The organism is Streptomyces sp. SID13726, assembly GCF_010548375.1.
Lineage (GTDB): Bacteria > Actinomycetota > Actinomycetes > Streptomycetales > Streptomycetaceae > Streptomyces.
In genome coordinates this window covers 262,291-276,707 of the sequence record NZ_JAAGLY010000006.1, presented here as the reverse complement: position 1 = coordinate 276,707, position 14,417 = coordinate 262,291, and the positions used below count along the sequence as shown (strand labels likewise).

Below are 14,417 nucleotides of genomic sequence, written 5' to 3'. Positions count from 1 at the left end.
CTTGGGCCCGTGCCGACCTTCAGCCGGCCAGGGGCCGCCACCCCTCTTCCTGCCCGGGGACGACCGCACTGCCCCACACCAGTACCCCACCGACCAGCCCGGGCTTGTCCCGGGCGGCCAGGGCGGGAGCTTCGAGCATGTCGGCGACTTCCTCCAAGTAGGTGACCAGGGTGTCGAGTTCGTCGTCGGGGGCTTCGGCGTAGGGGGACCAGCGGCCCAGGTAACCGGTCGCGGTGTCCAGGTACAGCCCCGAGGTGTGGTCGGCCGGGCCCAGGGCGACGACCGGGATCCAGGTCGCCTGCCACGCGGTGCTCCCGCCGTCGGTCCGGGACCGTGTCCTCCGCTCGTGGAAGGCGGCCACCGCGTCCAGGGGCATCAGCGCCCTGTTGCCCGGCAGGCAGCCCCAGCCGCGGGCCCCGTCGTCACCTGCCGTCAGCAGCCACAGGGTGCGCAGCTCGACGGGTATCCGGACGCCGAGGGCCGCCTCCACGGCAGCGACGGTGGCGGAGTCGGCGCCGGTGCGGAGGGCGGCGTAGGAGTCGGGGGCGTGGTGCCGGAGCCAGGCGGTGATACGGCGCCAGGCGTCGGCGACCTCCCGCACGGTGATCGCGTCGGCGACGGGATCCGCAGGCGGCTCCGACGCCGGGACCTCGTGCGGCTCCTGGGTGTCCGCGGAGGTGTTGGCGGGTTGCGCGGTGGACGCCGTACTCACGTACCGGATCTCGACGCGGTCGGGTTCGCGGATGTAGCCGACGTTCAAGTCCGGGCAGTCCTCGAAGAGTTCGCCGTCGACGGTCGCGGTGAGGATGCCGGGGAGGTCCGAGGGGCGGCCGAGGTCGGGGTCGTCCGCCAACCGGCCGGCCAGGACCTTGAGGGCGTACGGCACACCGGCCCCGAGCCGGGCGGCGGTGTCGCGAAGGTGCGGGGAGATCTCGACGTTCACGGCCATGTGCTCCTTGACATGCGGTGTGTTCCCGGCGCATGGGCGTGCGCGGGGTGATCTGCGACATACGGCGACTCGCAGTCCTGTCGGGCGGAGGAACGCGGTGGGAGGCCGCCTCAGCCGGTGAGCCCGTCGTACCGGACGCCCTCGGTCACCGCGTGGAGCTTGTCGGGGTTGGCCATGTTGTGGATGGTCGAGATACGGCCTTCCGGGTCGAAGTCGAAGGTCAGCGTGGCGATGACACGGTCGGGGCCGCGGAAGACCACGCCGGGGCCGCCGTTGACCGACGTGAGCTCCGCCCGCATCTGTCCGGGCTCAAGGCCCTGGTAGGTCGCCCCGGCGAGTGCGGCGAACCAACGGGCCACGGTGTCCCGGCCGTTGACCGGCTTGAGGGCCTGGCGGACCTTGCCGCCGCCGTCGGTCCAGAGTGTCACGTCCGGGGAGAGCAGCTCCATGAGGGCGTTGATGTCACCGCCGGTGGTCGCCGCGAAGAAGCGCTCGGTGACATCGCGTCGGCGGGCCCGGTCCGCGGGGAAGCGGGGCCGGCGGGCCTGGACGTGCTCACGGGCGCGGTGCGCGGCCTGCCGGACCGCCGCCTCGGAGCGCTCCACCGCCTCCGCGATCTCGACGTAGCTGAAGGCGAAGACCTCCTTCAGCACGAACACCGCGCGCTCCAGGGGGCTCAGGGTCTCCAGGACGACCAGCAGGGCCGTGGAGACCGAGTCCGACGCGGCCACCCCCTCGGCGGTGTCCGGGCCGGTGAGGATCGGCTCGGGGAGCCAGGGACCGACGTACGTCTCGCGCTTGCGGCGGGCCGAACGGAGCTGGTCCATCGACAGGTTGGAGACGATCCGGGTCAAGTACGCCTTCGGGTCGGCGACTTGGGAACGGTCGGCCGCCGACCACTTCAGCCAGGCGTCCTGGACCACGTCCTCGGCGTCGGCGGCGGTGCCGAGGACGCGGTAGGCCACGGAGAAGAGCAGGGTGCGGTACTGCTGGAAGGTGAGCTGGTCGGGGCCGGTCTGCTGCGGCCGGGGCACGGGCCGGGTCACTTGGCGCTCCGGGTCCGGGTGCGGCGGCCGCCGTGCGGCCAGAACGCGCCCGAGGCGGGCATCCTCTTCATGCGGGCGAAGGTCGCCCAGGGCGCGGCCGTGACCGTCTCCTTGTACTTCGCGGCCCGCTTGCCGGTCAGCACGATCCGGCGCGGGCTGTCGTCGGGGTGGGTGAACTGTACGACGGCGTCCTCGCGGCCCAGGCTGACGGGTGTGTGGTAGTAGCCGAAGCGGAACGGCCTGGGCTCCTTGCCGGCCAGGACCCGCAGGATCGACAGGGCCGCGTGCACACCGGTGGGCATGCCGCTCTGGCAGGTCCCGTGCATGACGCCGTAGCCCTGGCGGATCGCCGCCGCGTCGCCCACGGCGTAGACGTCGGGGTGGGAGACCGAGCGCAGCGCGCTGTCGGTGACCACGCGTCCGCGCTCGTCCACGGCGAGTCCCGCGGCGGCGGCCAGCGGCGACACGCGGGTGCCGCTGGTCCACAGCACCGCGGCGGCCGGTATCCCGGAACCGTCGGCGAGTTCGACGCTGTCCGGCAGCACCTTCGTCACCTCGGCACCGCACCGCACCCGTACGCCGAGCCGGGCCAGCGCCGCGTCCAGGTGGGCCCTGGCCTTCGGGTGCAGGCCCGCACCGGGCTCCTGCCGGCCCAGCAACACCACCTGGAGACGCGGGTGTTGCTCCGCGATCTCCGCGGCGGCCTCGACACCGGTGAGGCCGCTGCCGCCGACCACCACGGTCCCGGCGTCGAGCCGGGCCAGCCGGTCGGCGAGGAGGGCGGCGTCCTCCCGGGTGTCGAGGGTGTGGGCGTGGTCGTCGACCCCGGGGACGGCGACGGTGTCCGCGACGCTGCCCAGGCCGTAGACCAGGGTGTCGTAGCGCAGCACCCGGTCGTCGTCGATCCGGACGGTCCTGGCGTCGGCGTCCACCGCGGTCACCCAGCCGCGGACGAAGCCCGCGCCGGTGCCGTCCAGCAGCTCCGGGATGCTCATCACGGCCGTCTCCTGGCCGGTGGCGGTCATGTGCAGCCGGAGCCGCTCGGTGAAGGTGTCGTACGGGTTGACCAGCGTGACGTGCGCGTTCCCCCGCTTCCTGGTCCGGGCCGCCAGCTGGATCGCGGCGGAGAGCCCCGCGTAACCGGCGCCCAGGACCAGGACCTCGTGCTGTCGCGCTGCTGTCTCGTTCATCGCTCCGCCGTCTCTTTCGTCGGTCGTTCCGCTGTGCGAACGACCACCAGACGCGAGCCGCGCTTCCGAACGTGACGTGGAGATTGAGTGACCTGGGTCACATGCGTGGCGGGGTCACTCAGCCGGACGTGATCGCCTTCTCCGCGGCCGCCTTGATCCGGGCGCCGAAGGCGGGGGCGTCCTTGCGGGCCGCGGTCAGCGCCAGACCGACGAGGAGCTTGCCCAGGCCGTGGCCCTCCAGGACGTTGAAGATGCGCACGCGGGTCCCGCCGCCGGGCAGGGACTCCAGGTCGTAGCCGCCCTCGCCGACCGACACGCTGTTCTTGGACACCTCGGTCCAGCGCATCCGCACCGGCGCTTCCAGCTCGGTGATGCGGAACTCCCGGGCCGTCTTCATCCCGGCGTCCTTCACGGTGCTCCGGAAGACCGTGCCCACGGCGGTCGGGCCGTCCGGGACACGCTCGATCCTGAGAACCCGAGGGCTGAACTGGGGGTCGTTGCGCCCGTCGGCGAGGTAGGCGAACACTTCCTGCACCGGCCGGTCCACCTCGGTCACCGCTTCGAACTGTCCTGACATGGGCACTCCTCATCGGTCGAGCCGCGACACCTGCGCGCCCTTCCTCGCCGTACGGAGCCGTACGGGGCCGCACAGAGCCGTACGGATGACGGACCCTGCGGTGGCTCACGCACGCCCGCGGCGTGATCGACGTGCGACCCAGGCCGTAGGACCCGTTCTGCCATGGCGGCACCGTGACACTACGGGAGGACCGGCCGGCACGCGAGGTGGACCGCGTCGACGGGGGAGGGCCGGGCGGACCGCCGCGCCAGGACCGCACGCCGGGCGCGAAGGCGCGGCGGACCGACGGGTGATGCCCCCGCACGCTCTTCGCCCGCCGCGTCCGTGGCGGGACGATGCTCGGGCCACCGCGTTCGGGGCCCCGGTCCCGGGTGCGGCGGTGGTACTGGACGAGCGATCGAGGGGCGGGACATGGCTGTAGTGATGTCGATGAGCTGGACCGAGGTCACACCGGAGCAGTACGAGGTGGTGCGGGAGGCGGTCGGCTGGGAGGAGTCCGCCCCGGTCGGCGGTGAGGTGCACGTGGCCTGGTTCGACGCGGGCGGACTGCATGTGGTCGACGTGTGGGAGTCGGAGCAGGCCTTCCAGGCCTTCTTCGCGGAACGGCTCGCCCCCGCCGTCGAGAAGGCCGGAATCAGCGGCGTCCCGCAGACCGACTTCAGCCCACTGCACCGGCGTTTCATCGCCCCTGGGGTCTCCGGCGCCGCATGAGACACGGCCGCCGTCGCCCGGGGCGCGCTCGACCGTCCCGGGCGGCGACGGGTGTGGCGCGAGCCGTTCGGCGCAGGGCTCCGGTCCGCTGCTGGGCTCCGAGCCTGCCTCTGGGCTCCGGTCCGCCGCTGGGCTCCGAGCCCACCGCAGAACTCCGGCCCGCCGCGCAGGACTCCGAGCCCGCTGCCGGCCCCAGGGCGACGGCGTCCTCCTTCCCCAACACACGGGCACGCGCCCGTTTCCAGGGCGCTCCTTCCCGGCCGGTCCGCACAGCGGTTAGCCTGCATGCCCCGCCTTCCGGAGCCCGCCTTCCAGGAGCCCGCCATGACCGCCTCGTTGCACGTCCTGACCACCGGTTACGCCGACACGCGGGTCGCCGGCACGGTCACCCTGCTCGTCGACGGGGCCACGGTGGCGATCGTCGATCCCGGCATGGTCGCGAACCGCCGCCTGATCCTGGACCCGCTGGCGGACCAGGGCCTCGCGCCCGAGGACGTCACCGACGTGATCTTCAGCCATCACCACCCGGATCACACCCTGAACGCGGCCCTGTTCCCCGAGGCCCGCTTCCACGACCACATGGCCGTGTACCGGGACGACATCTGGGAGGACCGTGACGCCGACGGCCACCGGCTCTCCGCATCGATCAAGCTCATGAAGACCCCGGGCCACACGGCGGAGGACGTCAGCACCCTGGCCACCACCGAGCAGGGCCTGGTCGTCCTGACCCACCTGTGGTGGACCGCCGAGGGCCCCGCCGACGACCCCTTCGCCCCCGACCGCGAACTGCTGCGGGAGGCCCGGCAGAACGTCCTCGCCCTCGGCCCCGTCCTCATCGTGCCGGGCCACGGCGCGCCCTTCGCACCGTCACCGTCGACGCCCCTCTGACCTCGACCCGGGCGGCCCACGACGGCGTAGGCGCGGGGTGCGGTCGTATCCGTCGGCCAGCCGGGGTACGACATCGACGACACCGACACAACGAGCCGCCGATCGAGGAGCCGTACCGATGAGAGTCGTCGTCACAGGAGCGTCCGGATTCCTCGGCCGCCTGCTGGCCGAATCGTTGCTGCGCTCGGGCACCTTCGACGGCGAGCCCGTCAGCAGTCTGGTGCTGGTGGACCGCGTGGCCCGCCCCGACGGCACCCCGCCGAGCGGGGTATCGGTGCAGACGGTCCAGGGCGACCTGGTCGAGCACCTGGACACGGTGTTCGAGCAGCCGGTGCACGTGCTGTTCCACCTCGCCGCCGCCGTGTCGGCCGAGTGCGAGGCCGACTTCGATCTCGGGATGCGCGTCAACGTGGACGTCACGCGCGCGCTGCTGGAAGCGGCCCGGGCACAGGCGCAGGCGGGCGGGCCCGTCGTAAGGACGGTGTTCGCGAGCAGCATCGCCGTCTACGGCTCCGACCCGGCCCTGCCCCTGCCCGCGGCGGTCGGCGAGACGACGCTGCCGGTGCCGCGGTCGAGTTACGGCACCCAGAAGCTGATGTGCGAACACCTCGTCGCGGACTGCACCCGCCGGGGGTTCGTCGACGGGCGGGTCGTACGGCTGATGACCGTGGCGGTACGGCCCGGCAGGCCCAACGCTGCCGCCTCCGGCTTCCTCTCCGGCATCGTCCGCGAGCCGCTCGCCGGTCTGCCCGCAGTCTGTCCGGTGGACCCCGGCCTGAAGGTGGCCCTGTCCTCGCCCAGGCGCACCGTCGCGGGCATCCTCCGGGTCGCGGAGGCTCAACGCGGCACAGGGGCCGGGTACTTGGAGGGTCCGCTGCCGGTCAACCTGCCCGCACTGACCGTCTCGGTCGCCGACATCCTCGCGACCCTGCGCCAGGTGGCCGGTGACACCGTCGCCGACCGGGTCACCCTCGCCCCCGACCCGGCGATCGAGGCGATCGTCACCTCGTGGCCGGCCGTCTTCGACTACAGCCGTGCCGCCGCCCTGGGCCTGGAACCCGACCCGGACTTCCTCTCCGTGCTGCGGGACTACCTCGCCGACCACCCCGACGCGGTCACCGCCACGGACTGAACGGCCGCGTACGGAACGGCCCTTGGACGTCCGGTGGTGGTGTTGGGACCACCCCTTGTCCGGTGTTCACACCCAGCGACGAGAACCCCCGAGCGCGGCAGGATTTCCGTCGTCGGCGAATCGGCCGACACGCATCCACCACGCCACACCGACTCGGGGGACACCCATGACGGAAACCTTCGCCCGGCGCCTGACCGGCGTCTGGGGCATCGCCGCGGCCGCCGCCTTCATCATCGAAGTACCCCTGTACTTCGTCTACTCGGGCCCGCCGCCGGACGCCAACGTGCTGAGCAGGCTGCTGATCGGGATCGTCGCCCTCGCCTGTCTGGTCGTGTTCGTGACCGCCCTGCGGGAGCTGGTCAGGCGGGTGAGCCCGGAGTACGAGTGGGCCGGCTCGATCGCCTTCGCGACGGGACTGGTCTACGCGACGATCACCCTGGTCTCCAGCGGACTGGAGGCGGGCGCGGTCATCGCCGCCGACCACCCGATCGACCCGACGATCGACGTCAGCGGCACCTACATCCTCTACGGGTCCATCTCCCGCCTGCTCCTCGCGCTGTTCCTGACCTCGGTGGGCTTCATCCTCACCCGCACCCGCCTGCTGCCTCGCTGGACCGGGCGCTCGGCCTACGTCCTGGCGGGCGTCAACCTGGCCTTCGTGCCCTCGCTGTTCTTCGGCAACACCCCGGCGCACTTCTACGCGGCCAACGGCTGGGGCACCACCGCCCTGATGGGAGCGCTGCTCAGCTACTGGCTGCTGGCGCTCGGCATCTCCGCCTGGCGCAGCGCTCCGCGAGCCGGCGCGCTTCAGTCCCGAATGTAATCCCCTCCGCATTGGGTGACGGAAAGCGCCTGCCTGCGAATTCCGGCCAGGCGGGTGCTTTTCGAATGCGCGGATCGGGTCACCGAAAGACGCTTTCGAGCAATTTCGGCCGACTCCGATGTCGGGCCGCGCCCGGGCCGCCACGGCGGGATCATCCCTTCACGAGAACGGCACAACCGTAAGGAAAAAGGGGGACGGTTCATGTCGATCCCAGCTCTCGCACATGCGATTGACTTCGTGGAGGCCCTCGACTCATGGGTGACGCGGCCGAGCCACGACCGGGAGCCGCCGGTGATCGTCCTGTGGGACGGGGAGACCGGACCGGCACACGCCGAAGCCTTCGTCTCGGGCTACGGCGGCCGCCTCACCGAGAACCACGACGGCCCCTACCTCGCCCCCCGGGCCGTCGTAGGCCCCCAGCCGCCCCCGGACGGGGGAGCCGCCGGGCCGGACCTCGACCCGCCCAGGCCCGACGTCGAATTCCTCGAACTCCTCGTCACGGACTGGAAGAACACCATGCCGAGGCGCACCGGATCACTGCGCGCGCCCATGTTCCAGGTCTGCCTGGACGTCCTCGGCATACGGCCCGCGGGCGCCGAGCCGGCGGAACCGGCGACGCGGGTCCCCAGGGACCCGCACCGCGTCACTGCCCAGGCGCTGTGGACCGCCTGGGAACAGCGCACCCCGGTCCTCGGCACCGTGGGACAGGCGCTCGGCAGCGCCTCGTTGCCCCGGTGGGCGGCGGGCATCTGGACCTTCGCACTGTCGTGGCCGCTGCGCGCGGTGCACCGCTGGTCGCTGAACCGGCGTATGCGGTGGTACGCCCGCCGGGTGACCAGCGCCGGACTGGCCGCGCGGGACTTCGTCCAGGCCGCGACCCGGCTGCGCACCGCGGACCCGGAGCAGCAGCGGCTCCTGCGGATGAACCTGCTCACGGAAGCGCTGTTCAGGGATCTCTCCCGGGCCGTGGCGCCCAGTTGGTTCCGGCCCTGGCGCCGCCGCAGGGCCTGGCCCTTCGTGCTGCTGGTGCCCGACCTCACGGGACCCCGGAGCAGCGCGGTGGGGCAGTTCCTCCAGGTCCACCGCGAACTCGCCGCACAGGGCCTGCGCCCGCCGCTGCTGATCGTCGCGGGGCGCCGGGGCGAGCCCACCGGTCCGGCACTCGGCCTTCAGCAGGCCGCCGCCGTACTGCGGCGCCCGGAGAACCCGCCCGCGGACTCCCCGGGACCCGGCACCGTCACCGTGCGGATCGAGGACGGCCCCGAACAGCCGGATGTGGCACGGCACTTGAGGCTCAAGGCGAAGGCGACACCGCACGAGGTCGGCGCGTTCCGCGCGTACGCGGGCTGGTGGGCCGCCTCGGCGCTGGCACTGGTGGTCCTGTGCTCCGCCGGGTTCGCGTTCGGCGGCCACGTCCCCGGCATGGACTCGGCCCAGGACACCGACGACCGCCCGCATGCCGCACGGCCCGCCCAGGACCCCTGCCCCGGCACCCGGAGCGTGGGGAAGGAGATCGTGGGCGTGGACACCGAGACGCAGGGCTGCTACTTCACGGTCGTTGAGGACTCCCTGCTGCACGACCTTCAGGACCGCGTCCGCGAGCAGAACGCCGCCGTGCACGGCGCCCACCGCACGGTCGTCTTCCTCGCCCCTCTGACCGCCGACCCCCGGGCCCGCTCCGAGCAACTCGTCCCGGCGGGCGTGCTCCAGCTCCAGGGCGCCGCGGCCGCGCAGAAGACCTGGAACGAGCAGGCCATCGTGAACCAGGACAAGCCGATGCTCAGGATCCTCGTCGCGAACACCGGCTTCGCCTTCGGACAGGGGCGGCCGGTCGCACGGCAGATCAGGGAGCTGGCGGCGAAGGACGACACCGTGTCCGCGGTGATCGGTATCACCCAGAGCCGTCAGGAGTCCGTCGACGCCATCAACGACCTCGGCGACGGCATGCCCGTCATCGGCGCCTCCGTCACCGGCGACTTCATGGCCACGGAGGCACGCAACTTCTTCCACACCCAGCCGACCAACGAGCGCATGGCCGAGGTCATGGCGCGACGCGCGACGGACCGGGGCAGCCGCAAGGCGCTGATCGTCTACGACCGTGAGGACCGCTACAGCCAGGAGCTGAGGGACGACCTCGTCGCGCGGCTCAGGGTGGGCCGTGTCTCCGTCGAGGACCCGTGGTTCGCCCAGGTCCCGGCGCCCCGGCCCGGCCACGGCAGCGCCACCGCCCTCGGACTCCCCGACCTCGCCGACCGGATCTGCGCCCTGCACAAGGAGCACGGCACGATCTTCTACGTCGCCCGGGGCTCCCAGCTCCCGAAGGTGCTCGCCCAGGTGCAGAGCGCCTGCGGCGGGGACGGCACCAGCGGGTCGTCGCCCGTCCCCGTGATCTCCTCCGACGTGAACACCCTCATCGACTACAAGCCCGTACCCGAGTGGGCCGAGCTGTACAAGTACCCGGCGGTGGACCTGTATTACGTGTCCTTCTCCGACAAGCCCGTCCTGCACAGCCCCGAGGGCGGGAGCGACCACGCCACCGGCGCGGACTCCTTCCGCGCGGCCGCCGCGGCCATCACCCGGGCGATCGCGCAGTCCGGCGGATCGGCCTCGCCGTCCAACGTCCTCCAGGCCCTCCGCAACCGTGTCGTCGTCCGGGACGGCATCGCGCCCGACCGTCCCTTCACCCTGCCCCTCGGGCAGAAGGAGCGGCGGGACAGGCCGATCTTCCTCTGCCTGGCCCCGCACGACCCGGGCCGGGACAGCCACGCGCACTGCCAACCCGGCGACCGCTGAGGATGTGAAGGTCCGGTATTGAGAGAACTTTTCCAAAGGGCCGTATTCACAACGGCTTTGGCGGTCGCATTCCCGCAGTGAAAAGTCACACCACGCCTTCCTCGCGGTGTAACTTCTACCCGTCAGTAGGGGCTTGAGCAAGGGTGGAAGTGTGGCTGCCTCTCCGCGAACCGAGAAATTCGCCGCTTACCTTCGCATGCTGAAGGACCGCAGTGGCCGGGGCTACGACCGCCTCGGCAAGGAGGCGGGCGTCAGCGGTTCCAGTCTGCACCGGTACTGCTCCGGCCTCAGCGTCCCGACGGAGTACCGGGTGGTGCACGCCTTCGGCAAGGTGTGCGGCGCGAGCGCGGAGGAACTGCGCGAACTGCACCGGCTGTGGGCGCTCGCGGACAGCGACCGGGACGCTCCGGCCGCGACCGCCGCGACCGCCGCGACCGCCGAGGACGGCCCGGAGCCGTCGGCGGAACCGAAGCCCGCACGGGAACCGGCACCGCACGAACCCGCTGGCCCCGCGCGGACGACGGACCCCGAACCGGACGACGTCACCCCGCCGCAGACCTCCGACGCCGAGGCCGGGGCACCCCGACGGGCCCGGCTGCCCGCCCGGTTGTCCCCGAAGCTCGCCGTACTGGCCACCGTGGTCGCGGTGTTGCTGGTGGCCGGCTTCATATGGCTGCCCTTCGGCCGCTCAGCGGGTGCCACTCCGGCGAGCGGTGGCGACGAACTGCTCGACTCCCCGGCGTGTCGGACCGTGAGCATGGGACAGCACGACGAGTGCGTGCGCGAGGTCCAGAAGCTGCTGGTCCGGGCCAAGGGCAGACTCGCCGTCGACGGGGACTTCGGGCCGGAGACCCTGCGCCGGGTGACCGCGTTCCAGGTGCTGGCGGGCGTGACGGCCCGGGGCGTGGTCGACGACGACACCAAGAAGGCGCTCTACGCGCAGAAGGTGACCATGGTGACCTGGTCGCGGGCCAAGGTCACCGAACGCATCCGCGAGGTGTTCGCCGAGGACCCCGACACCGCCGTGGCCGTCGCCCGCTGCGCGTCCTTCCTCGACCCGCTGTACGTGCTGCCCAACACCAACGGCAGCCGCAACTGGGGCGTGTTCCAGATCTCCGACACCCGTCTCCAGGAACTCGACGGCACACCGCGGCGGGCCTTCGACCCGGAGTGGAACATCCGGGCGGCCCACCGGCTGTGGAGCGTGCGGCACGACTTCCACGACTGGCCCTCCTGCGAGGCGGCGCTGAAGAACACCCCGAAGAGCTGAGACCCGCGGCTGCGGGCACCGCCGTCGACGATGCCCGCAGCCGCGAAAGGCTGGCGATCAGACCGTGCCGTCCTCCCACCACCAGGCACGGCCGAGGTCGGCCCTGCTGTCGACGTGCTGGTGGTCGACGGTGTAGGTCTCCAGGCCGGAGAACCCGCAGGTCTCCGCCTTCTGGTACACGGTCTTGGTGGCCACCCCGGACACGTCGAGGTCGGCCGCGGTGCCGTACAGGTGCATGCTGTCGCTGGCCCCGCCGATCTCGGCGTTGTGCGCGATGCTGCGGAAGCCGGAGTTGACCGTGATCGGCTTGTCGCCCAGCTTCTTGCGCAGCGCCTCCAGCTTGTACATGCAGCGGCGGGCGTTCTCCTTCGCCACCGCCGCGGTCACCTTGCCGCCGTTGAAGGTGCCGGTCGACTGGTCCACGAACTCGCTCCAGTTGAAGTGGAGCGTGGAACCGTCCGACTGCTCAAGGGAGTTGAGCTTCGCCTGGGTGTTGGGTCCGACACTGCCGTCGGCGCTGAGACCGTACGCCGCCTGGAACCGCCGTACGGCCGCCGCCGTACCGGGACCGAAGTCCCCGTCGATACCCACCCGGGTCTTGCTCGCGCTGTCCGCCGCCCAGCCCGCGACACGGATCTGAAGCTCCGTCACATCGGCGCCGGTGGCGCCCTGTTCGAGGGTGCGGGACCACGAATAGGCCTGCGCGGTGCCGGAGAGGAGCAGCTGGCCGAACGCGACGCCGGCGCCGGCGGCCAGGGTGCCGCGCAGCATGGTGCGGCGGTTCATGGGACGGAAGGAGGAAGTCATGGTCGTCCTTTCGGTGAACGGTGGTACGGGGAAGGTCAGTAGGCGATCTGGAAGGTGACGTTCTGCGCGTCGGTGTCGTAGGCGTGCACCCGCAGCACGAAGTGGGTGCCGTCCTTGACGTCGGTGGCGACGGTTCCCCACTCGGTGCCGTGCGTGGTGTACGCGTCGCCGTTGTTGCACTTGCTCGTGTGGTCGACGAACACCACGCAGGCGTCCAGGTACACGCCGGGCACGTCCGTGATGAGCCGGATGTTGACGTCGTTGCAGCGCGAGGAGGTGGTGTAGGTGCCGTACTCCTTGGCGGCGGCCTGGTAGTGGTACGTCAGGGTCCTGGCCCCGCCGTAGCAGCTGACGGCGGCGGCCGAGGTCTGTGCCGAGGCCGGGGCGACGCCCGCTCCCAGCAGCGAGGCCGCGGTGAACAGGGCCGCTGCGAACGCCCTTGTGCGGATCATGATGGTCTCCGTGGGTGAGTGGGGTCAGAAGGCGAGCTGCATGACGGCGTCGTCGCCCTCCAGGGGCGCGCCGACCGGCACCGTGAACTTGCTGCCGTCCAGGACGTCGGTGGCGATGGTGGTCCAGCTCCGGCCGACCCTGGTCCAGCGGTTGCAGGTGCCGGACTTCGCGAACTTCACGCAGGCGTTGACGTAGTCGGCGGTCCCGCCGACGACCCGCAGGTTGATGTCCGTACAGCGGGCCGAGGACCAGTAGGGACCGAACTCCAGCGCGTCGCCGTAGCGCACGGTGACCGCTCCGCCGTAGCAGGAGGTCGCGGCGGTGGCCGAGGAGATTGACGTGGTCGACGCGGTGGCGGTGCCGGTGGCGGTGCCGCGATTGGCCAGACGGTCCAGATCGGCCTGGGTGCCGTTGAACACGTCCCCGGTGGCCGGGGCCTGGATGCCCGGGAACAGCGCGGCGTCGGTGTACTGCCACATCGACCAGGTCGACGAGCCGTTCGGGACCGGCGGCTGGGTGATCGACTGGCGGTAGTCGGCGAGTTGGAGCGGATAGCGGGCGAAGGCGGTGGTCGACGCCATGCAGTCGTCCAGGAAGGACTTCTGGGTGTAGATCATCGGCGTCCGCCCGAAGGCCGCCTCCACCCGGTCGAGCCAGGCCTTGGCATCGGCGACCGTGCCGTACGTCGGACAGCGCCCGCTGCCGTCGTCCATGCGCTCCAGGTCGAAGATCGGCGGCAGATCCCCGGCCCGCTTCCCGGTGTAACCGGTCGCCCGCACGGCCGCGATGAACCGGTCGGCCTGCGCGGCACCCGTGTCGGGCGCGGAGCCTGTGTAGAAGTGGTACGGCGCCACGGCCAGCCCCGCCGCCCTGGCCGCCGGGAGGTCGGTGGCGAGGTACTCGTCGGTGACGTTGGTCCCTCGGGTCGCCTTGACCGTGGCGAACTCGACCCCCGACGCCCGTACGGCCTTCCAGTCGATCGGCGCGCCGCCCGGGTGCTGGTACTTGGCCGTGTCCAGACCGTCGATCGCGTACCCGGCCGGGCGCGGCGGCGTGCAGTACGTGTTCCGGCTCGACCAGTCCACCAGCTTCGCCCAGGTGTTGGGCCCTACGACGCCGTCGGCGCCGAGGTTGGCGCAGTGCTGGAGTTCGACGACCCGGGACTCGGTCCCACCGCCGAAGTCACCGTCGATCGCCAGCGGCGGATAGTGGAACGGCTCCATGGCCAGGTTCAGCCGGCACTGCACCTCCTTGACCTCGACACCCTTCGCGCCCTTCTTCAGCGTCGGGCGGGTGTCGGTGTGGCCGCACACGGTCGACTGCGCCGTACCCGACGTGCCCTGGGTCGCGCAGGTGTGCGGCTGGGCCGCCCAGGCGTTGAGCGCCGCCCAGGTCTGCGGACCGAGCACCCCGTCCACGCCGAGCCCCGCGCACCGCTGGAACTCCTTCACCCGCGTCTCGGTCGCCGGCCCGAACGTCCCGTCCGCCGCGATCGGCGTGTACCGGCTCGGCTTCGTTGCCAGATCGAGCTGACACTGCGCCTCGACCGCCGCGTCCCCCGTCGATCCCTGTTGCAGCGTGGGCTGCGCGCTCGTGTGCCCACAGACGGCGACCGCACCCGCGGACTCCGCCGCCCGCACCACCGCCGTCCCGCACAGGGGCAGGATCGCCGCCACGGCGAGGGTCAGCCCCCGCAGAAGCGTCCTTCGTCCCATCTGGTGTTCCCCCTCTGATGAGTGGCCGGGAACTCCCGGCCCGGATCATCCTCACGGCGGGCA

General features: G+C 71.8%; 13 protein-coding genes. 6 read left to right on the top strand and 7 right to left on the bottom strand.

All coding sequences use genetic code 11. The annotated features are described in order from the left end of the window. Nucleotides 1-19: 19 nt before the first annotated feature. The 4 genes from G3I78_RS18390 to G3I78_RS18375 all read right to left on the bottom strand — a co-directional run bounded on the left by G3I78_RS18390 (nt 20) and on the right by G3I78_RS18375 (nt 3,762). A complete protein-coding gene (locus G3I78_RS18390; RefSeq protein WP_164425778.1) occupies nt 20-949 on the bottom strand; it encodes a hypothetical protein in 930 nt (309 codons plus the stop codon). A gap of 110 nt (nt 950-1,059) precedes the next feature. Further along, complete coding sequence (locus G3I78_RS18385; RefSeq protein WP_343243796.1) at nt 1,060-1,995, bottom strand: RNA polymerase sigma-70 factor; 936 nt, start codon at nt 1,993-1,995, stop codon at nt 1,060-1,062. Then, entirely contained in the window at nt 1,992-3,185 is a 1,194-nt protein-coding gene (locus G3I78_RS18380) for an FAD-dependent oxidoreductase (protein ID WP_164425776.1), read from the bottom strand. The genes G3I78_RS18385 and G3I78_RS18380 overlap by 4 nt, the downstream gene beginning before the upstream one ends. Before the next feature lie 118 nt (nt 3,186-3,303). Then, complete coding sequence (locus G3I78_RS18375; RefSeq protein WP_164425774.1) at nt 3,304-3,762, bottom strand: SRPBCC family protein; 459 nt, start codon at nt 3,760-3,762, stop codon at nt 3,304-3,306. Nucleotides 3,763-4,173: 411 nt separating this feature from the next. Here G3I78_RS18375 and G3I78_RS18370 point away from each other — a divergent pair, with 411 nt between their 5' ends. The 6 genes from G3I78_RS18370 to G3I78_RS18345 all read left to right on the top strand — a co-directional run bounded on the left by G3I78_RS18370 (nt 4,174) and on the right by G3I78_RS18345 (nt 11,379). Further along, nucleotides 4,174-4,473, top strand: a complete 300-nt coding sequence (locus tag G3I78_RS18370; RefSeq protein ID WP_239157900.1) for a hypothetical protein — start codon at nt 4,174-4,176, stop codon at nt 4,471-4,473. 324 nt (nt 4,474-4,797) lie between these two features. Next, complete coding sequence (locus tag G3I78_RS18365; protein ID WP_164425772.1) at nt 4,798-5,361, top strand: MBL fold metallo-hydrolase; 564 nt, start codon at nt 4,798-4,800, stop codon at nt 5,359-5,361. 118 nt (nt 5,362-5,479) lie between these two features. After that, nucleotides 5,480-6,493: a D-erythronate dehydrogenase gene (gene denD / locus G3I78_RS18360; RefSeq protein WP_164425769.1), complete on the top strand. Its 1,014-nt coding sequence runs from the start codon at nt 5,480-5,482 to the stop codon at nt 6,491-6,493. A 166-nt stretch (nt 6,494-6,659) separates the two neighbouring features. Next, nucleotides 6,660-7,316 (top strand): hypothetical protein, encoded by a 657-nt coding sequence (locus tag G3I78_RS18355; protein ID WP_164425767.1) that lies wholly within the window; start codon nt 6,660-6,662, stop codon nt 7,314-7,316. Between the two features lie 201 nt (nt 7,317-7,517). Beyond that, nucleotides 7,518-10,109: an ABC transporter substrate-binding protein gene (locus G3I78_RS18350; protein WP_164425765.1), complete on the top strand. Its 2,592-nt coding sequence runs from the start codon at nt 7,518-7,520 to the stop codon at nt 10,107-10,109. 151 nt (nt 10,110-10,260) lie between these two features. Further along, on the top strand, nt 10,261-11,379 hold the full coding sequence (locus G3I78_RS18345; RefSeq protein ID WP_164425763.1) for a helix-turn-helix domain-containing protein: 1,119 nt from the start codon (nt 10,261-10,263) through the stop codon (nt 11,377-11,379). 57 nt (nt 11,380-11,436) lie between these two features. On the opposite strand, the gene G3I78_RS18340 is transcribed toward G3I78_RS18345, so the two are convergent. From G3I78_RS18340 to G3I78_RS18330, 3 genes are read right to left on the bottom strand one after another with little or no spacing between them, the layout of a single operon-like run. After that, on the bottom strand, nt 11,437-12,186 hold the full coding sequence (locus G3I78_RS18340) for a D-Ala-D-Ala carboxypeptidase family metallohydrolase (RefSeq protein ID WP_203615127.1): 750 nt from the start codon (nt 12,184-12,186) through the stop codon (nt 11,437-11,439). A gap of 35 nt (nt 12,187-12,221) precedes the next feature. Next, a complete protein-coding gene (locus tag G3I78_RS18335; RefSeq protein WP_164425762.1) occupies nt 12,222-12,638 on the bottom strand; it encodes a hypothetical protein in 417 nt (138 codons plus the stop codon). Between the two features lie 24 nt (nt 12,639-12,662). Further along, nucleotides 12,663-14,354 (bottom strand): GH25 family lysozyme, encoded by a 1,692-nt coding sequence (locus G3I78_RS18330; RefSeq protein ID WP_164425760.1) that lies wholly within the window; start codon nt 14,352-14,354, stop codon nt 12,663-12,665. Between the last annotated feature and the right edge of the window lie 63 nt (nt 14,355-14,417).